The following is a 25,491-nucleotide window of genomic DNA, read 5'->3' as shown; positions in this document are numbered from 1 at the left end:
GGGCGGCTTCGGTGTTTACCTGGGCGCGGCAGCGGGTGCCCCGCGCAAGGAAGGCGCGAGCATGCGGCCTGTGGCCCCGATCACCTTCTCGGGTTGATCCCTATGGGGAGAGTGGCCGCAGCCCGGAATCGGCAGCAGCTGGGTGCCGGGCACGCGCGCCGCGATGCCCTCGATCTGCGCCAGCGTGCCGTACTCGTCGTCCAGGCCCTGGATGGCGAGCACCGGGCAGTGGATGCCTTCGATGTCGGCCTCGATGTTCCAGGCCCGGAAGGCCGGCGCCAGCCAGATGTCGTTCCAGCCGCGGAAGGCCGAGTCCACGTCGTCGTGGTAGCGGGCCAGGCGCGCGCGCAGGTCCGCATGCTCGTAGGCCTGGCGGGCGAGTTCGATGTTCTGCACCGTCATGTCTTCCACGAAGAGGTGCGGCGCCAGCAGCACCAGCCCGGCGACGGCCTGCGGATGGCGTGCGGCGAAGAGCAGGGCGATGGAGCCGCCGTCGCTGTGCCCGAAGAGCCACACGGGCGTGTCGATGCCCAGCGCTGCGAGGAAGGCCGGCAGCACCTCGTGGGCCTGGCGGTGCATGAAGTCCACGTCCCAGCGCTCTTCGGCCGGCCGCGGCGTGGAGCGTCCGTAGCCGGGCCGCGAGTAGACCAGGCCGCGTACGCCGAGCGTCTGGCACAGACGATCGGGAAAGTCCTTCCACATCGCCACCGAGCCCAGGCCTTCGTGCAGGAAGACGACGAGAGGCGCCGCCTCCGCACCGGGCGGCACGATGAGGCGGTGCTCGATGCGCACCGACCTGCCGCGCCAGTCGATGTCGGCGAAGTCGACGGTGCTCATGGTCTTGCTCCTTCCCCCGCTGGGGGAAGGTGGGGATGGGGGCCCGTGCGGACGCAAGGGGCGCTGCCGGCCCCCACCCCAGCCCTCCCCCAGCGGGGGAGGGAGCAAGACAGCGCGCCTGCTCTCGGTAGCGCGTGATCGTGCATGGCCATTCGACTCATGCCTGCTCCCGCTCTCGCAGCCGGAAGCGCTGAATCTTGCCGGTGGCGGTCTTGGGAAGCTCGTCGATGAACTCGATCAGCCGCGGGTACTTGTAGGGCGCGAGCCGGTCCTTCACGAAGGCCTTGAGTTCGGCATCGGTGGCGGGCTGGCCGGGCTTGAGCACCACGTAGGCCTTGGTCTTGGTGAGGCCCTCGGCATCGGCCACGCCGATGACGGCGGCCTCCAGCACGGCCGGGTGCTGCACCAGCGTGGCCTCGACCTCGAAGGGCGAGACATAGATGCCGCTGACCTTGAGCATGTCGTCGCTGCGGCCGGCGTAGGTGTAGTAGCCCTCGGCATCGCGCACGTACTTGTCGCCGGACTTGGTCCAGCCGCCGAGGAAGGTGTCGCGCGTCTTCTCGCGGTTGCCCCAGTACATCAGCGCGCTGCTCGGGCCGCGGATGTAGAGGTCGCCCACCTCGCCGTCGGGCACGGGGCGGCCGTCCTCGCCGCGCAGCTCCACCTCGTAGCCCTCGACCGGACGGCCGGTGCTGCCGTAGCGCACGTCGCCCGGCCGGTTGGAGAGGAAGACGTGCAGCATCTCGGTGGAGCCGATGCCGTCGATGATGTCGCAGCCGAAGTGCGCCTTGAAGCGCTGGGCGATGTCCGCCGGCAGCGCCTCGCCGGCCGAGGAGCCCATGCGCAGCGCGACCTGATCGCGCGCCGGCAGCAGCGGCGAGGCCAGCATGCCGGCATAGCCCGTCGGCGCGCCAAAGAAGACCGTGGGCTTGTGCTCGGCCTGCGTCCAGCGCTTGAAGGTGGCCTCGGGCGTGGGCCGCTCGGCCATCAGCACCACGCTGGCGCCCACCGACAGCGGGAAGGTCAGCGCATTGCCCAGGCCGTAAGCGAAGTAGAGCTTGGCGGCCGAGAAGCACACGTCCTGCTCGGTCAGCTGCAGCACGGCCTTGCCATAGAGCTCGGCCGTCCACCACAGGTTGCCGTGGGTGTGGACGGTTCCCTTGGGCTTGCCGGTGGAGCCGGAAGAATAGAGCCAGAAGCCCGGGTCGTCGGGCGTGGTGGACGCGGGGGCGGACCGTGGCTCGACGGCGGCGATGGCGTCTTCCAGCGCCTGCATGCCGCGCGGCAAGGCGGCAGTGGGCTGGGCCACGATCACCGACTGCAGCTCGTGCGTGCCCTTTTCCATCGCGCTCTGCAGCAACGGCAACAGCGCGCCGCCCACCAGCGCGGCCTGGGCGCGGCTGTGCTCGAGCATGTAGGCATAGTCGTCGGCCGTCAGCAGGGTGTTGACGGCCACCGGCACCACACCCGCGTAGAGGCTGCCCAGGAAGCACACGGGCCAGTCCTGCGTGTCGTGCATCAGCAGCAGCACGCGCTCCTCGCGCCGCACACCGGCGGCGGTGAGGGCCGCCGCCAGGCGGCGGGCGCGGTCCTCCAGCTCGCCATAACTGAGCACGCCGCGGTCGTCGATGTAGGCGGCCTTGGCGGCGCGGCCGCGGTTGAGGGCGAACAGGTGTTCGGCGAAGTTGAAGCGGGCGGGCAGGCTCATCGTTGTCTCCTAGTCACTCCCTGGGGCTCTTTTTTCTTGTCAGGCGCGCGTCACGGCACCAGCGCATCCAGCACCGCAGGGCTGGCCTGCACCGCCGCACGGCGGTGGTAGAAGTCCAGCGCCCGCAGGCCGCCCAGCTCGGCGCCGCCACCGGCGCGGCCCGGGCCGCCGTGCAGCGACATGGGCATCACGTTGCCGTGGCCGGTGTGGGCCTGCGCCACCTCGGGCGTCACCGCATGCACGCGGCCGTGGCTGGCCGCCAGCGCGAGGGCGGCGCGGCCGATCTCGGCCGGATCGCTGCCGTAGACCGAGGCCACCAGCGAGCCCAGCCCGCGCGCGGCCAGGGCCAGCGCATGCGGCAGGTCGCGGTAGGGCAGCAGCGTGGACACCGGGCCGAACACTTCCACGTCGTGCACCACGCCCGCGCCGTCGGCATCGCGCGCACCCAGCAGCACCGGGCCGATGCAGGCGGCGACAGCCGGGTCGCAATCCACCAGCGCCGTGCGGCGGCCGTCGTGCAGCACCTCGGCCGCGGCCTCCAGCTGCTGCAGACCCTGCTGGACGGAGGCCAACTGCTCGCGGCTGACCAGCGAACCCATGCGCACCGACTCGTTGCGCGGATTGCCCACGCTCACCTTGGCCAGTCGGGCGGACACGGCCTCGGCCACCGGTGAATACAGCGCCTCGGGCACCAGCACGCGGCGGATGGCGGTGCATTTCTGACCGGACTTGACCGTCATCTCGCGCACCACCTCCTTGACCAGCAGCTCGAACACCGCATCGCCCGGCGCGGCGCCGGGCAGAAGCAGGGCGCTGTTCAGGCTGTCGGCCTCGATGTTGGCGCGCACCGAATGGCGGGCCACGGCCGCATGGCCGCGGATCAGCGCCGCGGTGTCGGCCGAGCCGGTGAAGGAGACCAGGTCGAAGGGCGTCAGCGCATCCATCAGCCCGGCCGAGCTGCCGCACACCACGGACAGCGCGCCCGGCGGCAGCACGCCGGCCTCGATCACGTCGCGCACCATGCGCTGCGTCAGCCAGGCGGTGGCCGTGGCAGGCTTGACGATCACCGGCACGCCCGAGAGCAGGGCCGGCGCGGCCTTCTCCCACAGGCCCCAGGCCGGGAAGTTGAAGGCATTGATGAACAGCGCCACGCCCTGCACCGGTACCTGCACGTGCTGCGACTGGAAGAGGGGCTCGCGCCCCAGCCGCACCGGTTCGCCGTCCTTCAGGGCATGCGCGTCGCCCAGCGACTCGCCCCACTTGGCGTACTGGCCGAGCGTGAAGATGCCGCCGTCGATGTCCACCGCCGAGTCGTTCTTCACCGTGCCGGAGTTGGCGGTGGCGATCTCGTAATAGGCGTCGCGGTTGGCCTGGAGGACCTTCACTATGGCGGCCAGCAGGCCGGCGCGCTCGCGGTAGCTCAGCGCCCGCAGGGCACCGCCGCCGGCCTGGCGCGCGAAGGCGAAGGCGGCGGGCAGGTCCAGGCCGGTGGCGTCCACGCGCACGAGGCCGGTGCCCAGCACCGGATCGAGGAGCGGTGTGCCGGCGCCGGTGCCCGCCTGCCAGCGGCCGGCGACGTGGTTCTGGAGGAGTTCGAGGCTCATGGCTCAGGCGCCTTTGGTGAATTCGATGCGCCCTTCGGGCAGCAGGTAGAGCACCAGCGCGCGGCCGTCGCTCACGGTGGGCCGGTGCGCGCTGCCCGGCGGATAGACGCACCAGCCGGCGGGCCGGCCGTCGAAGGCGGCGCGGCTGTCGGCCAGCGGCATGATCAGGTCGATCTCACCGTGGGGGTGGACATGGTGCGGACCGGCAATGTCCTGCATGTCGACCACGTCAACCGAGAAGCGATGCAGGGCGTCCTCGGCTTTGAAGACGCGGCCGTAGCGGATGCCGCCGCCCTCGCGCTCGCACAGCCAGCCCTCGGCCACGCCCGCTTCGCAGCTGGCCTTGAGCTGGGCGTAGGTGGCGCTGCCCGCGCCGTGTTCGGCGTTGAGCCAGGCGTCCAGCGCGGCATCGAGTGGCCGGCCGGCGATCTGGGCCGTCAGTGCGGCCACTTGGGCATGGAAGGCTTCCTTGGACATCGTGGGTCTCGCTGGCGGAATGCTTGTCTCTCTGCGGGTTGACGCCAGTGCTTGCCGGCGTCGTTGATGTGCAGTATCTTGCTTGCGTACGAACCATAGAAGCGCGCCTGATGCATGTCAAGCAACATAGTGCATGTTGGGTGTTATCCCTAGGTTCGGCGAAGACGGAAAGGCCGGCGATGAATCCGCCGACGCGAGGGCCAGTGGCGCCTCGCGACAATGGCGTTGTGAAGGACGATGCAATGAGCGAACCCGAGAGCGCGCTGCTCCCCCGCGTGGCGGAGGCAGGCGCGCATCCGCCGGAGGCGGCCAACACCGCGGCGGGCGGCGAGAACCGCCATCCGCTGCTGGCGGCCGTGGGTGAGCGCGCCCGCAGCCTGCGCGCGCGCCGCGGCCTGACGCGCAAAGCAGTGGCTCAGGCAGCCGACGTGTCGGAGCGCCACCTGGCCAACCTCGAATACGGCATGGGCAACGTGTCGATCCTGGTGCTGCAGCAGGTGGCCGGCGCGCTGCAGTGCTCCATGGCCGAGCTGCTGGGCGACGCGACCACCAGCTCGCCCGAATGGCTGCTGATCCGCGAACTGCTGGAGAACCGCAGCGAGGCCGACCTGCGGCGCGCGCGCATGGCGCTGGGGGAGCTGCTGGGCACGGCGGGCATCGACCCCGCCCGCAAGCGCCGCTTCGCGCTGGTGGGCCTGCGCGGCGCGGGCAAGTCCACATTGGGCCAGATGTTGGCCGAGGACCTGGGGCTGCCCTTCATCGAGCTCAGCCGCGAGATCGAGAAATTTGCCGGCTGCAGCGTGCGCGAGATCCACGACCTGTACGGCACCAACGCGTACCGCCGCTACGAGCGCCGCGCATTGGAAGAGACGGTGCAGATCTACGGCGAGGTGGTCATCGCCACGCCGGGCGGCATCGTCTCCGACCCGGCCACCTTCAACGAACTGCTGGCCCACTGCACCACCGTGTGGCTGCAGGCGCGGCCCGAGGAGCACATGGGCCGCGTCATCGCCCAGGGCGACATGCGCCCCATGGCCGCCAGCCGCGAGGCCATGGACGACCTCAAGCGCATCCTCGACGGCCGCGCGGCCTTCTATTCCAAGGCCGACCTCACGGTCGACACCGGCGGCACCACGCTGCAGCAGGCCTTCGAGGCGCTGCGGGCGGCGGTGCAGAAGGTGATGGCGGAGCCGGTGGGCGGCTGACGAGCTGCGGGCACAGCGTCCTGCCTGTCCCGCGCCGTTCAGGGGGCGAACACTTCCTGCAGCGTTGCCAGCGTCTTGGCGAGGGTCTTCGCGGACAGCGCGCCCATCTTGCGGACCAGGCGGACCTTGTCCACCGTGCGAAGCTGGTCCAGCAGGATCAGGCCTTCGGTGCCCGCGTGCGTCACGGGGATGCGGAAGGGCGCGGCAAAGCCCTTGGACGTCATCGGCGCCACGATCACGGTGCGCAGGTGATCGTTCAGCTCGGCCGGCGAGACGATGACGCACGGCCGGGACTTCTGGATCTCGCTGCCCACTGTGGGGTCGAGGTTGACCAACCAGATTTCTCCGCGCTTCACCAGGCCAGGTCCTCGTCGCCTTCGTTGCCGAATTCGCCCATGACCAGCGCATCGCCGCCCTGGGTGCTCACGCGGGCTGCGGCATCCGCCCAGCCTTCCCGGACGCGGGGGGCGGCTTTGCGCAGCAGGATGACGCCGTTCTCGACAAGCAATTCGGCGTCAGTGACGTCCTCCAGACCGGCCTGAGCCAGCACAGTCTTGGGAAGCACGACACCCTTGCTGTTGCCGATGGCGCGAATGGTGACGGCGATAGCGGGCATAGTAATAACAATGTTATTACGTCCAGCGCCGGCCTGTCCAGAGCCCCTTGCAACAACGTCATCTGGCCTTGCTGCCGTTCGCCCTGAGCTCGTCGAAGATGGCTCGGCGCGCAGGCGAAGGAAGTGCCTCGGATCACGTCGCGGCCCTGGTTGCTCCCTCGGGATTCCCCCAGCCCGAAACCCGGCAGGCCTTCTCCGCCTTGACTTGACGCGCCCGTAAACATGCATGATGATGCATGTCATCGACGAAGCAACATGCAAATTGCTTCCGGTTGACCCACCCAGGAGACACCCCATGAGCGAGAGCGCAGTAGCAGCAAGCAGCACCTCGGCGGCCCAGGCGCCCGTCGACTACCGTACGGACCCCAGCCAGTACAAGCATTGGACGCTCAGCACCGACGGCGCCATCGCCCGGCTGGTGCTGGACATTGCCGAGGACGGCGGCCTGCGCCCCGGCTACAAGCTCAAGCTCAACAGTTACGACCTGGGCGTGGACATCGAGTTGCACGACGCACTCAACCGCATCCGCTTCGAGCACCCCGAGGTGCGCTCGGTCATCGTCACCAGCGCCCGTGACCGCATCTTCTGCTCGGGTGCCAACATCTTCATGCTGGGCCTCTCCAGCCATGCCTGGAAGGTGAACTTCTGCAAGTTCACCAACGAGACGCGCAACGGCATCGAGGACTCGTCCAAGCACTCCGGCCTCAAGTTCCTGGCCGCCGTCAACGGCGCCTGCGCCGGCGGCGGCTACGAGCTGGCCCTGGCCTGCGACGAGATCATGCTGGTGGACGACCGCTCCTCGGCCGTCAGCCTGCCCGAGGTGCCGCTGCTGGGCGTGCTGCCCGGCACCGGTGGCCTGACCCGCGTGACCGACAAGCGCCATGTGCGCCACGACCTGGCCGACATCTTCTGCACCAGCGTCGAAGGCGTGCGTGGCCAGCGCGCCGTGGACTGGCGCTTGGTCGATGCCGTGGCCAAGCCGGCGCAGTTCGGCGCGGCCGTGCAGGAGCGCGCCATGAAGCTGGCCGAAGGCAGCACCCGCCCCGCCAGCGCCCGCGGCATCGCGCTGCCGCGCCTGCAGCGCGAGGAATCGGCCGACAGCGTGCGCTACTCCCATGTCGAGGTCTCGGTGGACCGCACCAAGCGCACCGCCACGCTCACGCTCAAGGCCCCGCAGTCCGCGCTGCCCGCCGACATCGCGGCCATCGAGGCGGCCGGCGCCGGCTGGTGGCCGCTGGCCCTGGCCCGCGAGCTGGACGACGCCATCCTGCACCTGCGCACCAACGAGCCCGACATCGGCACCTGGCTGCTCAAGACCCGCGGCGAGGCCGAGGCCGTGCTGGCCGCCGACCGCCAGCTGCTGGCGCACCAGGACCACTGGCTGGCGCGCGAGACGCTGGGCGCGCTGCGCCGTACCTTCGCGCGGCTGGATGTGTCCTCGCGCACCCTGTTCGCCGTGGTGGACGAAGGTTCCTGCTTCGCCGGCCTGTTCGCCGAGCTGGCCTTCGCCGCCGACCGCAGCTACATGCTGGCCCTGCCCGACGCGCCCGAAAAGGCGCCGAAGCTGGTGCTGGACGAACTCAACTTCGGTCTGCTGCCCCTGGTCAACGACCAGAGCCGCCTGCAGCGCCGCTTCTACGAAGAGTCCGGCCCGATGGAGGCCGTCCGCGCGGCCGCCGGCCGTCGGCTCGATGCCGACGAGGCGATGACGCTCGGCCTGGTCACCGCTGCGCCCGACGACATCGACTGGGAGGACGAACTGCGCATCGCGCTGGAAGAGCGCGCCGCCATGTCGCCCGACGCCCTGACCGGCCTGGAGGCCAACCTGCGCTTTGCCAGCCAGGAGAACATGCTGACCCGCATCTTCGGGCGGCTGTCGGCCTGGCAGAACTGGATCTTCCAGCGCCCGAACGCCGTCGGCGAGGCAGGCGCCTTGAAGGTCTACGGCACCGGCCAGAAGGCGGGCTTCGACATGAAGCGCGTCTGACGCCCAGGCTCTCCCATCCATTTCTCCAAGTAAAGAGGTCGAGACATGAGCAGCATCAACTACAGCGAGAAGATCCCCAACAACGTCAACCTGGCCGAGGACCGCACGCTGCAGCGCGCGCTCGAAGGCTGGCAGCCCAACTTCATCAACTGGTGGGACGACGTGGGCCCCGAAGGCTCCACCAACTTCGACGTCTACCTGCGCACGGCCGTAAGCGTGGACCCCAACGGCTGGGCCCAGTTCGGCCACGTGAAGATGCGCGACTACCGCTGGGGCATCTTCCTGAACCCGGGCGACGCCAGCCGCGAGATCCACTTCGGCGACCACAAGGGCGAGAAGGCCTGGCAGGACGTGCCCGGTGAGCACCGCGCCAACCTGCGCCGCATCATCGTCACTCAGGGCGACACCGAGCCGGCCTCCGTCGAGCAGCAGCGCCACCTGGGCCTCACGGCGCCCAGCCAGTACGACCTGCGCAACCTCTTCCAGGTCAACGTGGAAGAGGGCCGCCACCTGTGGGCCATGGTCTACCTGCTGCACAAGCACTTCGGCCGCGACGGTCGCGAAGAGGCCGAAGCCCTGCTGGAGCGCCAGAGCGGCGACGAGAACAACCCCCGCATCCTGGGTGCGTTCAACGAGAAGACGCCGGACTGGCTGGCCTTCTTCATGTTCACCTACTTCACCGACCGCGACGGCAAATTCCAGCTGTCGGCCCTGGCCGAGTCCGCCTTCGATCCGCTGGCGCGCACCACCAAGTTCATGTTGACCGAAGAAGCCCACCACATGTTCGTGGGCGAGTCGGGCGTCAGCCGCGTGATCCAGCGCACCTGTCAGGTGATGAACGAGCTCAAGACCGACGACCCGAAGAAGGTGCGCGAAGCCGGCGCCATCGACCTGGAGACCATCCAGCGCTACCTGAACTTCCACTACTCGGTGACCATCGACCTGTTCGGCGCCGACCAGTCCAGCAACGCCGCCACCTTCTACAGCTCGGGCCTCAAGGGCCGCTATGAAGAAGGCAAGCGCACCGACGACCATGTCCTCAAGAACCAGACCTACAAGGTCCTGGAGGTCAAGGATGGCCAACTGGTGGAAAAGGAAGTGCCGATGCTCAATGCGCTCAACGAGGTGCTGCGCGACGACTTCATCAAGGACTCGGTGGCCGGCGTTGGGCGCTGGAACAAGGTGATCGAGAAGGCGGGCATCCCCTTCCGCCTCACGGTGCCGCACAAGGCCTTCAACCGCGCCATCGGCGCCCTGGCCGGCATCCGCATGTCGCCGGACGGCCGCGTGGTGAGCGAGACCGAATGGGAGGCGAAGAAGAAGGAATGGCTGCCCACCGACGAGGACCGCGCCTTCGTCGCCTCGCTCATGGGCCGCGTGGTCGAGCCCGGCAAGTTCGCCAACTGGATCGCGCCGCCGGTCATGGGCATCAACCGCCAGCCCGTCGATTTCGAGTACGTGCGCTTCGCCTGAACCCACAATGCGCCGAGGCCGTCCTGAAGAGGGACGGCCGACGCCGGGGCCCGGATTGCCGGCCCACCCCCACATCGGTCGCCAAGGCCGGCAAGGAGACACACGATGGACATGGCTGTGGACGTGGCCGTGATCAAGCAGCACCTGATCGACCCCGAGATCTGCATCCGCTGCAACACCTGCGAGGCCACCTGCCCCATCGGGGCGATCACGCACGACGACCGCAATTACGTGGTCAAGGCCGACGTTTGCAACGGCTGCATGGCCTGCATCTCGCCCTGCCCGACGGGCTCCATCGACAACTGGCGCACGGTGCCGGCGGCCAAGGCCTACCCGATCGAGGAACAGCTGCTGTGGGATGAGCTGCCCGCGGAACTCACGTCAGAGCAACTGGCGGCCGAAGGCGTGCCCGCCGATGCCGCCGAGGTCGCGCCCGCGGCTGCACCGGCGAATGCGGACGCCGTGGCCGAGCCGGGCACCGCGCCCTTCCACTCGGCCAGCTACGGCGCCACCCGCCCGCCCTGGTCGGCCGCGCATCCGTACACCAACCTGCATGCGCCCAAGAGCCCCATCACCGCCACGGTGACGGGCAACTTTAACTGCACCGAAGCGGGCTTCGACAGCGAGACGCACCACATCGTGCTCGATTTCGGCGCCATGCCCTTCCCGGTGCTGGAGGGCCAGTCCATCGGCATCGTGCCGCCGGGCGCCGATGCGCTTGGCCGCGCGCACCAGCCGCGCCAGTACTCGGTGGCCAGCGCGCGCAACGGCGAGCGCCCGGGCTACAACAACCTGTCGCTGACGGTGAAGCGCGTCACGCAGGACCACCAGGGCCAGGCCGTGCGCGGCATCTGCTCCAACTACCTGTGCGATCTCAAGGTGGGCGACACGGTACAGGTGGTCGGCCCCTTCGGCAGCAGCTTCCTGATGCCGAACCACCCGAAGTCGCACATCGTGATGATCTGCACCGGCACCGGCAGCGCGCCGATGCGGGCCATGACCGAATGGCGGCGGCGCCTTCGCAAGAGCGGCAAGTTCGAGGGCGGCAAGCTGATGCTCTTCTTCGGCGCCCGCACCCAGCAGGAACTTCCCTACTTCGGCCCGCTGACCAGCCTGCCCAAGGACTTCATCGACATCAACCTGGCCTTCTCCCGCACGCCCGGCCAGCCGAAGAAGTACGTGCAGGACCTGATGCGCGACCGCGCCGCCGACCTGGCCCTGCTGCTGCGCGACGAGGCCGCCCACTTCTATGTCTGCGGGCTCAAGAGCATGGAGGAAGGCGTGGTGCTGGCCCTGCGCGACGTGGCCCACGAGGCCGGCCTGGACTGGGAACAGATCGCCGCGCGGCTCAAGCAGGAAGGGCGGCTGCACTTGGAGACGTACTGACGGACAGACGGCCGGGGGCACGTGCACGATCGAGCCCATAGAGAACGTCGGCTCGCCAGAGTGCCATCGGACGCGAGACACTTGCGGGTCGCCGTTTCCGGCCCACCTCGCCACGGAGCCCCTGATGAATCCTCCCGCCAGCGTCACCTTCCCCGCCCCCATCGCCCCCGATGCGCTGCCCAGCTTTTCCGCCTACGAGGCGCAGGCGCGCAAGCGCGGCTTCGACGAGGTGGCCGAGCGCATGTGGGAGCCGGACACGCAGGTCGCCAGCCACGGCCATCCCTTCGCGGTGGAAGCCTTGATGGTGCAGGGCGAGCTGACCCTCACCGTCGGTGGCGAGACCCGGGTGCTGCACCGCGGTGACCGTTTCGTGCTGGCGCCCGATCAGCCGCACGAGGAGCGCTATGGCCCCGACGGTGCGACCTACTGGGTCGCCCGGCTGCATGCGCAGGCCATGCCGCCGCTGGAGGAAGCGCCCCGCTGAGGCGGTTGCGCACCGGATGAAGTTTGCCGAGTTCCGCCCGGGTCAGGTCATCGAGGCCGGTCCGCATGCCGTTACCGAGGAAGAGGTGCTCGGCTTTGCCCGCCAGTGGGACCCGCAGTGGTTCCACACCGATCCCGAGGCGGCGGCCGAGGGCGTGTTCGGCGGACTCATCGCCAGCGGCTGGCACACCTGCGCCATCGCCATGCGGCTGGTGGTGCAGGCGGCGCTGCACGACTCCGAATCCTTCGCCTCGCCGGGCATCGACCAGATCCGCTGGTCCCGGCCCGTGCGGCCCGGCGACACGCTGCGCCTGCGGGCCGAGGTGGTCGAGGCGCGCCGCTCCGACACCAAGGCGCACCTGGGCATCCTGCGCTGGCGCTGGCAGCTGTTCAACCAGCACGACGTGCAGGTGCTGGACGCCATGGTCACCAGTCTGTTCCGACTGCCCTGACCGAGCGGTCCGGCCGGCCATTGCCAGCACTGTGCTGGATGGGCTGAACGGCTGGCGCTGCTGACGTCGATGCGCCGCCCTCGCTATCCCACCGCCGGCAGCACCTCGCCCCGGCATTCGCCGAAGCCGATGCGGGCATGGCCCTCGCGCTCGCACCAGCCGCGCAGGATCACGGTGTCGCCGTCCTCCAGGAAGGTGCGCGTCTCGCCGGTGGCCGGCAGGTCGATGGCCTGCGTGCCGCCGCGCGACAGTTCGACGATGGCGCCCGCCTCGCCCGGCGTGGGCCCGGAGATGGTGCCGGTGCCCAGCAGGTCGCCCGGCTGCAGGTTGCAGCCGCCCACCGTGTGCTGCGCCACCATCTGCGCCAGGGTCCAGTACTGGTGGCGGAAGCTGGTGGCCGACAGGCGGTCGCCGGCATGCCCCGCCTCACGGTGCCGCGGGCTCTGCAGGCGCACTTCCAGCTGCACGTCCACGCCGCCCGCTTCGCGGTTGGCGGGGCTGTCCAGGTAGGCGAGCGGCTGCGGCTCGTCGTTCGAACGTTCGAAGGCCACGCGGTAGGGCGCGAGCGCCTCCATCGTCACCACCCAGGGCGACACGCTGGTGCAGAAGTTCTTGCCCAGGAAGGGGCCGAGCGGCGCCATTTCCCAGAACTGGTGGTCGCGCGCCGACCAGTCGTTGAGCAGGCACATGCCGAAGATGTGCGATTCGGCCTCGCCGATGCCGATGGGCCGGCCCTGGGCATTGCCGGGGCCCACGTAGAAGCCCATCTCCAGCTCATAGTCCAGCCGGCGGCAGGGGCCGTACTGCGGCGCGCTGGCGCCGGGGGGCATGGCCTGGCCCATGGGCCGGTGGAAGGCCGTGCCGCTCGGCACCACGCTGGAGGCGCGACCGTGGTACGCGATGGGCAGCCAGCGGAAGTTGGGCGTGAGCGGATCGTCGGGCTTGAGCACCCGGCCTACGTTCACCGCGTGGTGCACCGAGGTGTAGAAGTCGGTGTAGTCGCCGATGCGGCTGGGCAGGCCCATCTCGGCCTGGGCCTGCGGCACGAGCGCGGCGCGCAGCGCGTCGGCGGCCGGGCCCGTGGCGCCGTCGATCAATGCATCGAAGAGCGCAAGGCGCAGCGCGTGCCAGGCCTCGGGGCCCATCGCCATCAGCGCATTGAGCGTGGGTTGCGATGCGGCCTGCAAGGCCTTCGCGGCCATTCCCGTGAAGGCGCCGGTGGCGGCAGCGGCCTGCAGGTCGATCACCTGGTCGCCGATGGCCACGCCGCCGCGGAAGGCCTCGTGGCTGCCCGCGCGGCGGAACACGCCGAAGGGCAGGTTCTGGATCGGGAAGTCACCGCCCGATGCGTTGGCGCTGGCCAGCCAGCTGCGCGCGCGGGCGTCGTGGGTGCGGTCGAGCGTCATCGATGCCGCTCCTCAGGCTGAGGCCATCAGGGTGTCGTCGAAGATGGCGACGGCGCGCGTCCAGCCTGCGGACGCGCCACGGATCTTGTGCGGGAAGCAGCTGATGAAGAAGCCATCGGGCGGCAGCGCCTCCAGGTTGTGCAGCTTCTCGATGTGGCAGTAGCCGATGTCGCGGCCGGCCTTGTGGCCTTCCCAGATCAGGCCGGCGTCCTTGGTCTCGCCGTATTTCTGCGCGGTGTGGACGAAGGGCGCGTCCCAGCTCCAGCCGTCGGTGCCGGTCAGGCGCACGCCGCGCTCCAGCAGGTACATGGTGGCCTCGTAGCCCATGCCGCAGCCGCTGGAGACATAATCGTTCTGGCCGTAGCGCTCGCCGGCGCGGGTGTTGACCACCACGATCTCCAGCGGCTTGAGCACGTGGCCGATGCGCGCCAACTCGGCCTCCACGTCGGCGGCCGTCACCACGTAGCCGTCGGCGAAGTGGCGGAAGTCCAGCTTCACGCCGGGCTGGAAGCACCACTCCAGCGGCACGGCATCGATGGTGATGGCGGGCTTCTTCTCGCCCAGCGCCTTGTCCATGGTCGAGTGGAAGTGGTAGGGCGCATCCAGGTGCGTGCCGTTGTGCGTGGACAGCTGCACCTGCTCCACCGCCCAGCCCTCGCCGTCGGGCAGGTCGGCCTTCTGCAGGCCGGGGAAGAAGGGCACGATCTGTTCGACCGTGTTCTCGTGCGTGAAGTACTGGATCTTGGGCGCGAAGGGCGGCGGGTCGCTCACCACGTCGTTCTCGAGGTAGATGGAAAGGTCGACGAATCTGCGGGGCATGGCGGGTCTCCTTGTGGGTGTGTGTGGTGTGTGGGGTTCAGGGCCGCTGCCAGCGCAGCAATTTGTGTTCTGCGAAGGCCAGCAAGCCATTGCTGACGAAGCCGATCAGCCCCAGCAGCACGATGCCGGCGAACAGCTCGCTGGCCCGGAAGGCGCGTGCCGCCAGCAGGATGGCCTGGCCCAGGCCGCCCTGCGAGGCGATCATTTCGCCCACCACCGCCACGATCAGCGCGACGGTGAGGGCCAGGCGCATGCCGGCCAGGATGTCGGGCATGGCGTGCGGCAGGCCGATCTTGAGGATGAAGGCGGTGCGGGACAGCTGCAGGCAGCGCGTGACCTCGGCCAGCCGCGCATCGACGGTCGCCAGGCCATGCACCGTCGCCAGCAGCACCGGCCACATCGCGCCGAATGCCACCACCACCAGCACCATGCGCGGGCTCAGCCCGAAGATGGCGATGGCCACCGGCAGCACGGCCGAGGCCGGCAGCGGCCGGATGAACTCCAGCATGGGCTGCAGCCATGCCCGGGCCGCGGCCGAGGCGCCGATGAACACGCCCAGCGCCACACCCGCGAGCGAGGCCAGCAGCCAGCCCTGCAGCATGCGGCCGACGGTGTCCAGCGTCCAGCCTGCCAGTTCGCCATGGCCGTTGCCGCGCAGGTTGAAGCCCTCGGCCAGCGCGTCCCACGTCGCCTGCGGCGTGGGCAGGAAGACGCGGCTGACCCAGCCCAGGTTGCTGGCCAGCCACCACAGCGCGATCAGTGCGCAGAGCACCAGGGCCGAGCCCAGCCAGCTGCTCATCTTCAGGCGCTCGTTCATGCGGCCCCCATGCGACGACCCACGCGCTGCTGCAGCCGCAGCATGCCCGCGTTGATCGCATAGCCCACCACGCCGATCCAGCCCAGCCAGGCCAGCATCAGCGCAGGGTCGAAGCTCTGCTGCGCGATCATCATGGCGTAGCCCATGCCGTTAGGGTTGGCGGCGATCTCCACCGTCACGGCCACCACCAGCGCCACGGCCACGCCCAGGCGCAGCGCGACGAAGAGCCGCGGCGCGATGGCCGGCAGCACGATCTTGAAGGCGCGCTCGCGCGCCGACAGGCCGAGCACGCGGCTCACCTCCAGCAGCCGCGGCTCCACCTGTCGCACGGCGGCCTGCACCAGCAGCATCAGCGGCCAGAAGGTGGCGAAGGCGACCACCGCCATCTCCATGCGCACGCCGAAGCCGAACATCAGCATGGCCAGCGGGATGAGTGCCACCGAGGGCACAGTGCGCAGCAGCTCGGTGGTCATGAAGCCCATGCGGGCCGCGCGTGCCGAGAGGCCCAGCGCGATGCCGCCGGCCAGGGCGAGCAGGGCGCCGACCCCCAGGCCGAGGGCGGCAGTGCCGAGGGTGAAGGCGGTGGCCTGCCAGAGCGAGCCGTCCAAGGCTGCGCCCCACCAGGCTTTCACCGCCGCACTCACGGGCGCCAGCGAATCGCTGCCCAGGGCCGACGCGCGGCGGGCGTAGAGCTCGAATGCGAGCAGCAGCAGGGCGGGGATGGCCCAGGGGCGCAGGCGTGCCAGGGCGCGCGGGATGGTCGAGCTGCGGGGCGGCGCTTCGACAGGCCCGGCGCGAACGGCCGTGTGGTGCGCAGCCCGCTCAGCCATGGCCTTCCTCGATGAAGGTGAAGAGTTCGCGACGCAGGCGCACGAACTCGGGATGCTCGCGCGTCGTCAGCTGGTCGCGCGGCCGGGGAATGGGCACGTCGATCATGCGCGCCAGGCTGGGCCGACCGGGGCCTGGGTTGGCCTGCAGGGCCACCACGCGGTCGCCGAGGTAGATGGCCTCTTCCAGGTCGTGGGTGACGAAGATCACCGTCAGGCCGTCGTCGCGCACCAGGCGGGCCAGCTCGTCCTGCAGGCCCTGACGCGTCATCGCGTCCAGTGCGCCGAAGGGCTCGTCCATCAGCATCAACTCGGGCTGCTGGGCCAGGCAGCGGGCGATCTGCACACGCTGCTGCATCCCGCCCGACAGCTGCAGCGGAAACTTCTGCGCATGCGCCGCCAGGCCGACCTTGGCCAGCACCTTGGCCGCACGGGCGGCATGTTCGGCCGAGGGCACGTGCGCGGCCTCCAGCGCGAGGCGCACATTGCCTTCCACCGTGCGCCACGGCAGCAGGGCGCGGCCGTAGTCCTGGAACACGAAGGCGATCTCGCGCGCGGGTTGGGTGATGGGCACGCCGTGGCGCAGCACGCGGCCCGTCGTGGGCGCGACCAGTGCGCTGGCGGTGCGCAGCAGCGTCGTCTTGCCGCAGCCGCTGGCGCCGACGATGCACACGAACTCGCCGCGTCGCACCTCGAAGCTGGTGGGCGAGAGGATCTCGCGGCCGCCCAGGCGGATGCTCACTTCGTCGAAGCGCAGCAGCGGCGCGGCCTTGGAGGACGTCGCCGGCGTCGCCTCGGCGGCCATCCGGGTGGCCATGAAGTCGGGAGCTCCCATGACGTGCGAACCGCCTCAGCGCGCGATCAGCCGCGCCACGTCGGGCGCGCCCTTGAGCATGTCCTGGTCCTTCATCAGCCCCACCCAGTAGGCCAGCTGCTTGTCGGTGACCACCGGCCCGGGCGGCGAGATCTGCACCTTGGCCAGCACCTCGGGCGGCAGCTTGATGTACTTGCCGATGGCGGCGCGCACGCGGGCGTCGTTCTTCGCCTGGCCCATGAAGGCCGCCGCCTCCACCAGCGACTCGCGGAAGCCGCGCACCGCCTGCGGGTTCTTCTCGGCCCAGTCGCGGCGGGCGGCGTGCACGATGGTCTGGTTGCCCTCGGGCAGGAAGGTGGAGTAGTAGCTCGCCACGTAGCCCGCGCCCGATTCGGTGATGCGGCTCATGAAGGGATCGGCCGACACCACCGCGTCCACCGAGCCGCCGCGCAGCAGGTCCGCATGCTGCGGGAAGGCGGCCTCGACGAAGTTGACCTTGCGGTAGTCCACGCCCTGGTCCTTGAGCCAGGCGCGGAAGGTCACGTGCAGGAAGGCGCTCAGGCCTGGCACGCCGATCTTCTTGCCCACGCAGTCCTGCGCATTCTTGATGCCCGAGCCGGCGCGCGCCACCAGGCCGAAGCCCGTGATGCTCTTGGCCGTGAGGCCGCCGCCGGCCACCAGCACCAGGTCCAGGCCGCCATCCACCGCCTGCAGGAAGACCGAGGGCGTGGGCCCCCCGATGGTGAGCGAGTCGGACTGCAATGCGGCCGGGATGGTCGAGTTGAGCGGGATGAACTTGGGCTCCACGTCCAGCGCGCGCTTGGTGAAGTAACCCTCTTCCTTGGCCACGAAGACCGTGGCGAAGTCGGTCACGGCCGTGAAGCCGAACACGATCTTCGTCGTGCCCTGCGCGCGGGCGGGCAGCGCCGCGGCGGTCAGTGTGGCGGCGCCGAGCGCCGAGAGTGCGGTGCGTCTTTTCATCAGGCTTGTCTCCGTGGGTTGGTCTTCTTGGCAGGCGCCGCGGTCGTGCGGGCGGCGCGGGGACGGGGCATGGCGGCGCGCAGCCCGCCGGCGATGAAGGCCACCAGCAGTGCGCTGCCGGCCGCATCGTTGGCCTGGGCCTCGCCGCCGGACAGGCGCTCCACCCGGGTATCGGTCAGGTGGTGCAGCAGCGCGCCGAGCGCGAACTGATAGCCCCAGGCCACCTGCGCCCGCGTGGCATGGGGCAGGGCGCGCTGCAGGGCGTCGATGAAGGCGTTGGCCAGCGGGTCGAAGTAATGGCGCAGCACGCGGTCGGCCTCTTCGGTGACGTGCGAGAGCTCGCGGGCCACCAGCCGCGCGTAGTACTCGCCTTCGCTGCTGGCGCGCAGGGCCAGCACCGGCGCGGTGAAGGCGTCGATGATGCGTGGCAGGGTCTTTGCGTTGGCCGGGTCGATGGGCACCGCGGCCAGCGCGGCCAGCCGACGCTCGATGGTCTGGTTCCAGTGCTCGAAGATGGCCTCGAACAGCGCATTCTTGGGGCCGAAGTAGTAGCCCACCAGCGCCAGCGGCACGCCGGCTTCGTCGGCGATCTGGCGGATGCTCACGGCGTGGTAGCCGTGGCGGGCGAAGAGCTTTTCGGCCGCCAGCAGGATGGCGTGGCGGCGGTCCGGACGGGGCTCGGCGGCTGCGCCACGGGCCGCGCGGCGCGCGGTAGGAGCGGAGGTCGGCCGGGCACTCATGCGCCTATTGAACGACCGTACAACAGTCTTGCACACACGTACAAACCATGAGCCGCCGCTCCCTGCCACGGCACCGGGTGGGCGGCGCCAGTCGCGCAGACGACGCGGCTGGGGCCAATCCGCATTGAGCGTGCTGCACTGCCGCACTACGCTGGCCGGATGACCGCTCCCGCCTACGTTCCCCAGATCCGCCTCTTCCAGAACTGGCTGCGCGACCACCGCGGCCTGGTGTTCGACAGCTACGACGCGCTGTGGCAATGGTCGGTGACCGACCTGCATGGCTTCTGGCAGGCCATCTGGGACTATGCGGGCATCCAGTCGCCCACGCCGCACCGCGCGGTGCTGGCAGACCGACGCATGCCGGGGGCCGTGTGGTTCCCGGGCGCGCAGGTCAACTACGCGTGGCAGGTGCTGCGCCACGTCGAGCCCGCCCATGCGGCGGGCATGCCGGCCATCGTCAGTGAGAACGAGGCGGGCGAGGTGCGCGAGATGTCCTGGCCCGAGCTCCAGCGCCAGATCGCATCGGTGGCGCTCTCGCTCAAGGCTCTGGGCGTGAAGCGCGGCGACCGCGTGGCGGCCTACCTGCCCAACATCCCCGAGACCATGGTGGCCTTTCTGGCCTGCTCCAGCATCGGCGCCGTGTGGAGCGTGTGCGCGCCCGACATGGGCACCGCCGCCGTGGCCGACCGCTTCCGGCAGATCGAGCCCAAGGTGCTGATCGCCGTCGACGGCGTGCACTACGGCCAGAAGGCGCTGGACCGCAGCGCGGTGGTGCGCGAGCTGCGCGCGCAGCTGCCCACCGCCGAGCGCCTGCTGCTGCTGCGCACGCCGCATGCGGCCGAGCCGTTGCCGCATGACATCGACTGGACCACCGCCAGCGGCCGGGACGATGCCGAGGTCGCGGCCTTCGCGCCCGAATGGCTGCCCTTCGACCATCCGGTGTGGATCGTCTATTCCAGCGGCACCACCGGCCTGCCCAAGCCCATCGTGCACGGCCAGGGCGGCATCCTGATGTCGATGGCGTTGTCGCAGATCCATTACGACCTGGGCAGCAGCTATGCGGCCAACAGCTTCGGCGAGCGCTTCCACTGGTTCAGCTCCACCGGCTGGGTGATGTGGAATGCGCAGCTGTCGGGCCTGGTGTCGGGCACTACCTGTGTGCTCTACGACGGCCATCCGGCCCACAGCAAGGAGCAGCCCGACTGGTCGGTGCTGTGGCGCTTCGTGGCGCGCCACGGCGTGACCTTCTTCGGCGCCGGCGCGGCCTACTTCAGCAACTGCATGAAGGCCGGCGTGCGCGCGGTGGATTGCGGCGACCTCTCGCGCGTGCGCGCGCTGGGCAGCACCGGCTCGCCGCTGGCGGAGGAGGTGCAGCGCTGGGGCAGTGCGCAGATGCAGGAAGCGAAGCTCGCCGCCGGCCTCGTGCCGAAGGCCGGCGCGCTCAAGGGCGGCGCCGATGGCGAGGCCTGGTGGTGCAACATTTCTGGGGGCACGGACTTCTGCGGCGCCTTCGTCGGCGGCAACCGCGAGCTGCCCGAGGTGCCGGGCCAGATGCAGTGCCGCTTCATGGGTGCCGCCGTCCATGCCTGGAACGAGACCGGCCAGGCCGTGGTTGGCGAGGTGGGCGAACTGGTCTGCACCGAGCCCATTCCCTCCATGCCGCTGTACTTCTGGAACGACCCGGGCAACGCGCGCTACCTGTCGAGCTACTTCGACACCTATCCCGGCGTCTGGCGGCATGGCGACTGGCTCAAGGTGGGCACCGACGGCGGCTGCGTCATCTACGGCCGCAGCGACGCCACCATCAACCGCCAGGGCCTGCGCATGGGCACCAGCGAGATCTACAACGCGGTGGAGTCGCTGCCCGAGGTGCTCGACTCCATGGTGGTCGACCTGGAGTACCTGGGCCGCGACAGCTACATGCCGCTCTTCGTGGTGCTGCGCCCCGGCGTGGCGCTGGACGACGCGATGCGCCACAAGCTCAACGACGCGATCCGCGCCAGCCTGTCGCCGCGCTTCCTGCCTGATGACATCTTCGAGGTGGCCGAGATCCCGCGCACCCTCTCGGGCAAGAAGCAGGAGCTGCCGATCAAGAAGCTGCTGCTGGGGCAGCCCATCGACAAGGTGGTCAACAAGGAGGCCATGGCCAACCCGGGCTGCCTGGGCTGGTACGTGGCGCTGGCGGAACGGCGGGCACAGGCCGCAGCCTGAGCCAGCGACGGCGGCCGGGCGACCGGCCTGTCGCGCCGGTGGTCGATGCCGCTGCGGCGGGGGCCGGACAATGGCCCTCCACATGCCGTCCCCGTCAGCCACTTCGCGCGGCCTCGTCGCGCTGACTTTCGCCTTCTCCCTCAGCCAGTTCTTCCGCAGCTGCCTCGCGGTCATCGCGCCGGAGCTGCAGCACGACCTGGCGCTCTCACCCGCCGGCTTCGGTGCGTTGTCTTCCAGCTTCTTCCTGGCCTTCGCCATCGCCCAGGTCCCGGTCGGCGTGGCCTTCGACCGCTGGGGCGTGGGCCGTCCCAGCCGCTGGCTGCTGGCCATCGGCGTGGTGTCGGCGGCCCTGCTGGTCGGGGCGCCCAATGGCGCCGCCGCCATGGTGGCGCAGGCGGGCCTGGGGCTGGCCTGCGCACCGGTCTTCATGGGGCTGATGCATTACGCGGCCGAGCAGTTGCCGCCCGCGCGCTTCGCCGCCTTCATCAGCCGGGCCAATGCCGTGGGCATGGTGGGCTCGCTGGTGGCCACGGCGCCCCTGGGCTGGGCGGCGCATCGCATCGGCTGGCGGCCGGCCATCGCGCTCGGCGGCGTCGCGATGCTGCTCGCCTGCATCGGCGTGTGGCGGCATGTGCGCGACCAGGGCCATGCCCTGGCCCGGCAGGAAAGCCCGGCCGCCATGGTGCTGGCCAGCGCCGGCCTGCTGCGCCGCAGGGCGCTGTGGACGCTCATCCCGATGTGCATCGCCATGGCGGCAGGCACCAGTTTCCGCAATGCCTGGGGCGGGCCCTACTTCGCGCAGGTCTTCGGGCTGGGGGCCGATGCGCGGGGACTGGCGCTGATGGTGGTGAGCGCTGGGGGCATCCTGGGCGCGCTGACCATTCCGCTGGTGGTGCGCCGCAGCTCGCTGCGTACCACCGTGGCGGGCTGGACGGCCTTCTCGTTCTCGGCGGCCCTGGCGCTCACGGCCTGGCCCGCGGTCGGTCTGGCGCTGGACCTGACCCTGCTGACCTTCGTGGTCACGGCCGGCATGCTGCATCCGCTGGTGATGAGCCACGGCCGCGCGCTGGTGCCGGCGGCGCTGCGCGGACGGGGCCTGGGCGTTCTGAACACCTGCGTCTTCCTGGGCTCCGCCGGTGCCTCCTGGGCCTTCGGCCTGATCGCCGAGGCGGGCCAGCGCCGCGGCTGGCCGGTGGATGGCGCCTTCGCCGCCATCTTCGGCTGTGCGGCGGCGCTGCTGCTGGCGGGCCTGCTGCCCTACCTGTTCAGCCCTCCGCCGGTGGAAGAGGCGCCCTCGCGCCCGTCCTGAGTCAGGTGCTCTTCTCAGGCCGCCGGCGCGAGGATCGACGCGCGCAACCGGTACTCGGCCTGGACATGCGGCATGGGCTGGCCGCGCTGCAGCGACTCGATCCAGGGCCGCAGCACGGGCCGGGGCCGCCACGTCACGCCCAGTGCGAGCAGCAGCGGCCTGGAGGCCCGGCCGAACGGCAGCAGCTGCACCCGCCCGTCGGGCGCGATGAGCGCCACCACATGCCGGGCGCCCATCACCGGCGCCAGGCGCCAGGCGGACAGGTCGGGCGCCGCGTACAGGCTGAGCCTGCCCACCCGTGCGCGTCCGGCCAGGCGGTAGAGCTGACAGCGGTTCTTGCCCTCGCCGGCCCAGAAGAGGGGGATGCCGGCCAGGCCATGGGCGGTGGCGTCCATGGCTTCGGGGTCCGCATGGAGTTCGTCCACGAGGGCGCGCAACCGTGCCTGTGGCCGCTCGGGCGTGAGGCGATAGGCGTCCTTGCGCACCCAGCCGAGCGTGCACCAGGGGGGCAGGCTGCTGCGCTCCCAGGTGCCGACGGGCTCGCCGGTGGCGGCGAACCAGTCGCCCAGCAGATGCCGGGCAAAGCGGTCGGGCAGGTGGGAGGTCCGGAGCGCGGCGGCCTGTTGCAGCGTCAGGCCGTGCGTGGCCAGGACCTGTGCGGCACGGCCGTGCCGGGGCATGTGCTCGGGCCAGCGCACGGCATGGTCCAGCGCCTCCTTGAGTTCGCACAGCGGCTCCACCAGGCTGCGCCAGCCGTCCGGGACGAAGGGGCCCGTGCGTTCGAGAGTGGGTGAGGGGGGCGAGTCGATCATGGGGATGGGAGGGAATCGGGGTGAGGCGCGAGGGGCCGGTCAGGGCGTTCCGGCGGTGCGGAGCGCGGGCGTCGGGAGGCTGGGGAAGTTCTTGCGCATCACGCCGGGAAGGGTCGCGAACAGCGCCTGGCGCAGGCCGTCGTAGGCGGTGCGGTTCTCCTTCAGCAGCGTGTCGTAGGCGTAGTAGCGGGGCTCGGCCGACCGGAACGACACCGAATCCCAGGCCAGCGGCGCCAGCTGGTCGTCGCGCAGCGCGTACTCCACCCGGGCATAGGGTCGGAAGCTCGAACCCAGGTCGGGCGCCCAGTAGGCGGTGGAGATGCGCAACAGCAGCACGTCATGGCCCGGCGTGGGCGTCAGCCCCTCCAGGTGCAGTTCCCCGGCCGTGCCCAGGGCGCGTGCCGCGGGCGTGAGCTTGACCTCGCGGCCGGTCGAACGCAGCGCCTCGGCCAGGCGCTGCGCGTACTCGTGGTTGAGGGCGAGGTCACTGCCCTCGCCGCGCACGGCCTGCGTGAAGCGCTGGCTGCGCTCGCCGGCCTGCTGGGTCGCGTTGCCGCGGCTGAGGGCATCGACGCCCATCGCCGCCAGCGCACCCACGGGGCCCAGCAGCCCGATCAGGCCCACGGCGGGAATGGCCCCCGAGTCGCGCACCACCAGTTCGGGCTCGGCGTTGTAGAAGATCTCCACGCGCGGATGCGGCAGCGGATGGCCCGGGGTGGCACTGACGGGCGTGTTGTCTGGCTGTGGTCGGCCCGCGCATGCGGCGAGCATCGCAGCGACCACGCAGATCGAAATGGCGCGTCTCATGACGTCTCCTTGCCGGCTCCCTGTGAATCGTTCTGTCGATTCTGGGCAGCTGCACGGCGATCGCCATGGCCTGATGTCGTGAAAGCCGCACTCGGCGGCCCAACACCGTCAAAAGCGGCGCGCACACGCGTCGCTTCTTTAACAGGCTTGCAGATTGGTGAACGGAAAGCGGGCGGGCGTGACGTGTGTGACGACCGTGCCCCGCGGGCGCTAGAGCCAGTTGCCCGTGCCTTGCGGCAGCTGGATGCGGGTGGCCGGGTCGCCGCCGTCCACCAGCGTGCCGATCAGCATGCTCAGCAGCGAGATGAAGATGCTGGCGAACAGGGCGGTCCAGAAACCCGACACCCGGAAGCTCTTCACCAGCGCCGCCACCAGCAGGATCATCAGCGCGTTGATGACCAGCAGGAACAGGCCGAAGGTCAGCAGCGTGAGCGGCAGCGTCAGGAAGATCAGCAGCGGCTTGACGATGGCATTGGCCAGACCCAGCAGCAATGCCGACACCACCAGCGAGCCCGTGCCGTCGAACTGCAGCCCGCGGAAGATGTGGCTGGCCACCCAGAGCGAGAAGGCGGTGATGGCCCAGTGGAGGAGGAAGGGCGTGAGGTTCGCGAGCATCGGCCGATGATAGGTCGGCGTCCCGGCGGGCGGCGCCGCGCCCGCCGTACCCCGCCAGCCGCGCACAGGGCCGTTTCGCTTCGGCCTACAGGCGCAGACGGCCACGGGGCGAGCATGTGCTGTCTTGCAACACAGGAGATCACCATGCCCCGTGGCGACAAGTCCGCCTACACCGGCAAGCAGAAACGCCAGGCCGAGCACATCGAGGAAGGCTACGAATCGCGTGGCGTCTCCGAGAGAGAGGCCGAGCGCCGCGCCTGGGCCACCGTGAACAAGGAGACCGGGGGCGGCGAGAAGAGCGGCTCGGGCCGCGGCCATGCCACGAACCATGCACCCTCGCGCAAGGGCGGCCATGCCGGAGGCCAGGCATCGGCCTCGCGCACGGCGGCGGAGCGTTCCGCCTCGGCAAAGAAGGCCGCGGCCACGCGCAAGCGCAACGCCGCAGCGAAGCACTGAGCGTCCGTCGGCCCGCTTGGCAGCGAGGCGGCGCGGGGCTGGGTGTGGACAGCGGCTTGGCTTGCCTTGCGCCCCGTCAAGGCGGTGGCTGCCATGCCGGCCTACCCTGCAATCTCCCCCAACCAACTGCGTGGAGAGACGACGATGGCCACCCTGCAATGGTCCGAAGCCCTGGTGCTGGACGCCCCCGTGATGGACCGCACCCATGAGGAATTCGTGTTGCTGCTGGCCGACGTCGAGCAGGCGCCGGACGAGCAACTGCTGGCGTGCTGGAGCGGGCTGATCGACCACACCGATGCCCATTTCTCGCGCGAGGACCAATGGATGCAGGCCACGGGCTTTTCCGTCGCCAACTGCCACAGCGTGCAGCACAAGGTGGTGCTGCACGCCATGCGCGATGGCCTGGCGGCCGGGCAGCGCGGCGATCTCGCCCTGGTGCGCGAGCTGGCGCGCCAGCTGGGCGCCTGGTTCGTGCACCACGCGCAGACCATGGACGCCGGCCTCGCGCTGCATCTGCGCAGCGTGGGCTTCGACATGGAGACCGGCGAGGTCGGCCGGCCCCACGCGCTGCCGGCAGAGCCGATGAAGGGCTGTGGCTCCACGGCCTGTTCGCCCGCTGCCGAAGAGGCGGTGGCGACGCCCGCCTGAG

The 25,491-nt window shown here is 70.3% G+C and carries 26 protein-coding genes; 10 read left to right on the top strand and 16 right to left on the bottom strand.

Translation table 11 applies throughout. The annotated features are described in order from the left end of the window. Positions 1–15: 15 nt before the first annotated feature. The 4 genes from ACT54X_RS00380 to ACT54X_RS00365 form a co-directional block, all read right to left on the bottom strand. Positions 16–837: an alpha/beta fold hydrolase gene (locus ACT54X_RS00380; RefSeq protein ID WP_476344431.1), complete on the bottom strand. Its 822-nt coding sequence runs from the start codon at positions 835–837 to the stop codon at positions 16–18. 157 nt (positions 838–994) lie between these two features. Beyond that, positions 995–2,545: a benzoate-CoA ligase family protein gene (locus tag ACT54X_RS00375; RefSeq protein ID WP_476344429.1), complete on the bottom strand. Its 1,551-nt coding sequence runs from the start codon at positions 2,543–2,545 to the stop codon at positions 995–997. Between the two features lie 50 nt (positions 2,546–2,595). Beyond that, positions 2,596–4,149 carry a 3,4-dehydroadipyl-CoA semialdehyde dehydrogenase gene (locus tag ACT54X_RS00370; RefSeq protein ID WP_294366116.1) on the bottom strand — a complete coding sequence of 518 codons (1,554 nt, stop codon included), beginning with the start codon at positions 4,147–4,149 and terminating at the stop codon, positions 2,596–2,598. Positions 4,150–4,152: 3 nt separating this feature from the next. Beyond that, positions 4,153–4,626, bottom strand: coding sequence for a 4-hydroxylaminobenzoate lyase (locus ACT54X_RS00365; protein ID WP_294366114.1), 474 nt, complete (start codon positions 4,624–4,626; stop codon positions 4,153–4,155). Between the two features lie 242 nt (positions 4,627–4,868). Between ACT54X_RS00365 and ACT54X_RS00360 the strand changes: the two genes are divergently transcribed. Further along, the gene (locus tag ACT54X_RS00360; RefSeq protein ID WP_294366112.1) at positions 4,869–5,831 is read left to right on the top strand and encodes a helix-turn-helix transcriptional regulator; all 963 of its coding nucleotides are present in this window, start codon (positions 4,869–4,871) and stop codon (positions 5,829–5,831) included. Between the two features lie 38 nt (positions 5,832–5,869). On the opposite strand, the gene ACT54X_RS00355 is transcribed toward ACT54X_RS00360, so the two are convergent. After that, the gene (locus ACT54X_RS00355; RefSeq protein ID WP_294366767.1) at positions 5,870–6,190 is read right to left on the bottom strand and encodes a type II toxin-antitoxin system PemK/MazF family toxin; all 321 of its coding nucleotides are present in this window, start codon (positions 6,188–6,190) and stop codon (positions 5,870–5,872) included. After that, entirely contained in the window at positions 6,184–6,447 is a 264-nt protein-coding gene (locus ACT54X_RS00350; protein ID WP_476344426.1) for an AbrB/MazE/SpoVT family DNA-binding domain-containing protein, read from the bottom strand. The genes ACT54X_RS00355 and ACT54X_RS00350 overlap by 7 nt, the downstream gene beginning before the upstream one ends. Positions 6,448–6,742: 295 nt before the next feature. Between ACT54X_RS00350 and boxC the strand changes: the two genes are divergently transcribed. The 5 genes from boxC to ACT54X_RS00325 all read left to right on the top strand — a co-directional run bounded on the left by boxC (position 6,743) and on the right by ACT54X_RS00325 (position 12,228). Next, positions 6,743–8,434 (top strand): 2,3-epoxybenzoyl-CoA dihydrolase, encoded by a 1,692-nt coding sequence (gene boxC / locus ACT54X_RS00345; protein WP_294366110.1) that lies wholly within the window; start codon positions 6,743–6,745, stop codon positions 8,432–8,434. Positions 8,435–8,479: 45 nt separating this feature from the next. Continuing rightward, positions 8,480–9,907, top strand: coding sequence for a benzoyl-CoA 2,3-epoxidase subunit BoxB (gene boxB / locus ACT54X_RS00340; RefSeq protein WP_294366108.1), 1,428 nt, complete (start codon positions 8,480–8,482; stop codon positions 9,905–9,907). Positions 9,908–10,012: 105 nt separating this feature from the next. Continuing rightward, positions 10,013–11,293: a benzoyl-CoA 2,3-epoxidase subunit BoxA gene (gene boxA, locus ACT54X_RS00335; RefSeq protein ID WP_294366106.1), complete on the top strand. Its 1,281-nt coding sequence runs from the start codon at positions 10,013–10,015 to the stop codon at positions 11,291–11,293. Between the two features lie 124 nt (positions 11,294–11,417). Then, on the top strand, positions 11,418–11,777 hold the full coding sequence (locus ACT54X_RS00330) for a cupin domain-containing protein (RefSeq protein WP_294366105.1): 360 nt from the start codon (positions 11,418–11,420) through the stop codon (positions 11,775–11,777). Positions 11,778–11,793: 16 nt separating this feature from the next. Continuing rightward, on the top strand, positions 11,794–12,228 hold the full coding sequence (locus tag ACT54X_RS00325; protein ID WP_294366103.1) for a MaoC family dehydratase: 435 nt from the start codon (positions 11,794–11,796) through the stop codon (positions 12,226–12,228). Between the two features lie 83 nt (positions 12,229–12,311). Here the strand turns inward: ACT54X_RS00325 and fahA are convergent, their stop codons facing one another. The 7 genes from fahA to ACT54X_RS00290 are packed head-to-tail and all read right to left on the bottom strand — an operon-like array spanning position 12,312 to position 18,632. Then, positions 12,312–13,634, bottom strand: a complete 1,323-nt coding sequence (gene fahA, locus ACT54X_RS00320; protein WP_294366100.1) for a fumarylacetoacetase — start codon at positions 13,632–13,634, stop codon at positions 12,312–12,314. A gap of 12 nt (positions 13,635–13,646) precedes the next feature. Then, positions 13,647–14,453 (bottom strand): cyclase family protein, encoded by an 807-nt coding sequence (locus tag ACT54X_RS00315; protein ID WP_294366099.1) that lies wholly within the window; start codon positions 14,451–14,453, stop codon positions 13,647–13,649. 37 nt (positions 14,454–14,490) lie between these two features. Next, positions 14,491–15,270, bottom strand: coding sequence for an ABC transporter permease (locus tag ACT54X_RS00310; protein ID WP_294366098.1), 780 nt, complete (start codon positions 15,268–15,270; stop codon positions 14,491–14,493). Then, positions 15,267–16,100: an ABC transporter permease gene (locus ACT54X_RS00305; RefSeq protein WP_294366097.1), complete on the bottom strand. Its 834-nt coding sequence runs from the start codon at positions 16,098–16,100 to the stop codon at positions 15,267–15,269. Before ACT54X_RS00305 ends, ACT54X_RS00310 begins: the two co-directional genes overlap by 4 nt. Then, the gene (locus tag ACT54X_RS00300) at positions 16,093–16,902 is read right to left on the bottom strand and encodes an ABC transporter ATP-binding protein (RefSeq protein ID WP_294366764.1); all 810 of its coding nucleotides are present in this window, start codon (positions 16,900–16,902) and stop codon (positions 16,093–16,095) included. The genes ACT54X_RS00305 and ACT54X_RS00300 overlap by 8 nt, the downstream gene beginning before the upstream one ends. A gap of 45 nt (positions 16,903–16,947) precedes the next feature. Beyond that, a complete protein-coding gene (locus ACT54X_RS00295; protein WP_294366762.1) occupies positions 16,948–17,895 on the bottom strand; it encodes an ABC transporter substrate-binding protein in 948 nt (315 codons plus the stop codon). Next, the gene (locus tag ACT54X_RS00290) at positions 17,892–18,632 is read right to left on the bottom strand and encodes a TetR/AcrR family transcriptional regulator (protein WP_294366095.1); all 741 of its coding nucleotides are present in this window, start codon (positions 18,630–18,632) and stop codon (positions 17,892–17,894) included. Before ACT54X_RS00290 ends, ACT54X_RS00295 begins: the two co-directional genes overlap by 4 nt. Positions 18,633–18,791: 159 nt before the next feature. Here ACT54X_RS00290 and ACT54X_RS00285 point away from each other — a divergent pair, with 159 nt between their 5' ends. After that, positions 18,792–20,843, top strand: a complete 2,052-nt coding sequence (locus ACT54X_RS00285) for an acetoacetate--CoA ligase (RefSeq protein WP_476344421.1) — start codon at positions 18,792–18,794, stop codon at positions 20,841–20,843. Positions 20,844–20,925: 82 nt separating this feature from the next. Continuing rightward, positions 20,926–22,152, top strand: a complete 1,227-nt coding sequence (locus ACT54X_RS00280) for an MFS transporter (RefSeq protein WP_294366091.1) — start codon at positions 20,926–20,928, stop codon at positions 22,150–22,152. A gap of 14 nt (positions 22,153–22,166) precedes the next feature. Here ACT54X_RS00280 and ACT54X_RS00275 read toward each other — a convergent pair whose 3' ends face one another. The 3 genes from ACT54X_RS00275 to ACT54X_RS00265 all read right to left on the bottom strand — a co-directional run bounded on the left by ACT54X_RS00275 (position 22,167) and on the right by ACT54X_RS00265 (position 24,386). After that, on the bottom strand, positions 22,167–22,964 hold the full coding sequence (locus tag ACT54X_RS00275; RefSeq protein WP_294366090.1) for a hypothetical protein: 798 nt from the start codon (positions 22,962–22,964) through the stop codon (positions 22,167–22,169). 39 nt (positions 22,965–23,003) lie between these two features. Further along, positions 23,004–23,771: a hypothetical protein gene (locus ACT54X_RS00270; protein WP_354319167.1), complete on the bottom strand. Its 768-nt coding sequence runs from the start codon at positions 23,769–23,771 to the stop codon at positions 23,004–23,006. Between the two features lie 210 nt (positions 23,772–23,981). Beyond that, positions 23,982–24,386: a phage holin family protein gene (locus ACT54X_RS00265; RefSeq protein ID WP_476344417.1), complete on the bottom strand. Its 405-nt coding sequence runs from the start codon at positions 24,384–24,386 to the stop codon at positions 23,982–23,984. Positions 24,387–24,530: 144 nt separating this feature from the next. Here ACT54X_RS00265 and ACT54X_RS00260 point away from each other — a divergent pair, with 144 nt between their 5' ends. Together ACT54X_RS00260 and ACT54X_RS00255 are read left to right on the top strand one after the other, a co-directional pair. Beyond that, a complete protein-coding gene (locus ACT54X_RS00260; protein ID WP_476344416.1) occupies positions 24,531–24,842 on the top strand; it encodes a plasmid stabilization protein in 312 nt (103 codons plus the stop codon). Positions 24,843–24,986: 144 nt separating this feature from the next. Beyond that, positions 24,987–25,490 (top strand): hemerythrin domain-containing protein, encoded by a 504-nt coding sequence (locus tag ACT54X_RS00255; protein WP_294366082.1) that lies wholly within the window; start codon positions 24,987–24,989, stop codon positions 25,488–25,490. The last annotated feature ends 1 nt before the right edge of the window (position 25,491 follow it).

The organism is Pseudacidovorax sp. DMC4 (assembly GCF_056314265.1).
The sequence above is the reverse complement of the archived record's forward strand: the minus strand, read 5'-3'. Positions and strand labels throughout refer to the sequence as shown.

Excerpts from the sequence above, each read along its gene's own strand:
- ACT54X_RS00380 (WP_476344431.1), bottom strand. The coding sequence starts at position 837 with ATGAGCACCGTCGACTTCGCCGACATCGACTGGCGCGGCAGGTCGGTG.
- ACT54X_RS00375 (WP_476344429.1), bottom strand. The coding sequence starts at position 2,545 with ATGAGCCTGCCCGCCCGCTTCAACTTCGCCGAACACCTGTTCGCCCTC.
- ACT54X_RS00370 (WP_294366116.1), bottom strand. The coding sequence starts at position 4,149 with ATGAGCCTCGAACTCCTCCAGAACCACGTCGCCGGCCGCTGGCAGGCG.
- ACT54X_RS00365 (WP_294366114.1), bottom strand. The coding sequence starts at position 4,626 with ATGTCCAAGGAAGCCTTCCATGCCCAAGTGGCCGCACTGACGGCCCAG.
- ACT54X_RS00360 (WP_294366112.1), top strand. The coding sequence starts at position 4,869 with ATGAGCGAACCCGAGAGCGCGCTGCTCCCCCGCGTGGCGGAGGCAGGC.
- ACT54X_RS00350 (WP_476344426.1), bottom strand. The coding sequence starts at position 6,447 with ATGCCCGCTATCGCCGTCACCATTCGCGCCATCGGCAACAGCAAGGGT.
- boxC (WP_294366110.1), top strand. The coding sequence starts at position 6,743 with ATGAGCGAGAGCGCAGTAGCAGCAAGCAGCACCTCGGCGGCCCAGGCG.
- boxB (WP_294366108.1), top strand. The coding sequence starts at position 8,480 with ATGAGCAGCATCAACTACAGCGAGAAGATCCCCAACAACGTCAACCTG.
- boxA (WP_294366106.1), top strand. The coding sequence starts at position 10,013 with ATGGACATGGCTGTGGACGTGGCCGTGATCAAGCAGCACCTGATCGAC.
- ACT54X_RS00330 (WP_294366105.1), top strand. The coding sequence starts at position 11,418 with ATGAATCCTCCCGCCAGCGTCACCTTCCCCGCCCCCATCGCCCCCGAT.
- ACT54X_RS00325 (WP_294366103.1), top strand. The coding sequence starts at position 11,794 with ATGAAGTTTGCCGAGTTCCGCCCGGGTCAGGTCATCGAGGCCGGTCCG.
- fahA (WP_294366100.1), bottom strand. The coding sequence starts at position 13,634 with ATGACGCTCGACCGCACCCACGACGCCCGCGCGCGCAGCTGGCTGGCC.
- ACT54X_RS00315 (WP_294366099.1), bottom strand. The coding sequence starts at position 14,453 with ATGCCCCGCAGATTCGTCGACCTTTCCATCTACCTCGAGAACGACGTG.
- ACT54X_RS00310 (WP_294366098.1), bottom strand. The coding sequence starts at position 15,270 with ATGAACGAGCGCCTGAAGATGAGCAGCTGGCTGGGCTCGGCCCTGGTG.
- ACT54X_RS00305 (WP_294366097.1), bottom strand. The coding sequence starts at position 16,100 with ATGGCTGAGCGGGCTGCGCACCACACGGCCGTTCGCGCCGGGCCTGTC.
- ACT54X_RS00300 (WP_294366764.1), bottom strand. The coding sequence starts at position 16,902 with ATGGCCGCCGAGGCGACGCCGGCGACGTCCTCCAAGGCCGCGCCGCTG.
- ACT54X_RS00290 (WP_294366095.1), bottom strand. The coding sequence starts at position 18,632 with ATGAGTGCCCGGCCGACCTCCGCTCCTACCGCGCGCCGCGCGGCCCGT.
- ACT54X_RS00285 (WP_476344421.1), top strand. The coding sequence starts at position 18,792 with ATGACCGCTCCCGCCTACGTTCCCCAGATCCGCCTCTTCCAGAACTGG.
- ACT54X_RS00280 (WP_294366091.1), top strand. The coding sequence starts at position 20,926 with ATGCCGTCCCCGTCAGCCACTTCGCGCGGCCTCGTCGCGCTGACTTTC.
- ACT54X_RS00275 (WP_294366090.1), bottom strand. The coding sequence starts at position 22,964 with ATGATCGACTCGCCCCCCTCACCCACTCTCGAACGCACGGGCCCCTTC.
- ACT54X_RS00270 (WP_354319167.1), bottom strand. The coding sequence starts at position 23,771 with ATGAGACGCGCCATTTCGATCTGCGTGGTCGCTGCGATGCTCGCCGCA.
- ACT54X_RS00265 (WP_476344417.1), bottom strand. The coding sequence starts at position 24,386 with ATGCTCGCGAACCTCACGCCCTTCCTCCTCCACTGGGCCATCACCGCC.
- ACT54X_RS00260 (WP_476344416.1), top strand. The coding sequence starts at position 24,531 with ATGCCCCGTGGCGACAAGTCCGCCTACACCGGCAAGCAGAAACGCCAG.
- ACT54X_RS00255 (WP_294366082.1), top strand. The coding sequence starts at position 24,987 with ATGGCCACCCTGCAATGGTCCGAAGCCCTGGTGCTGGACGCCCCCGTG.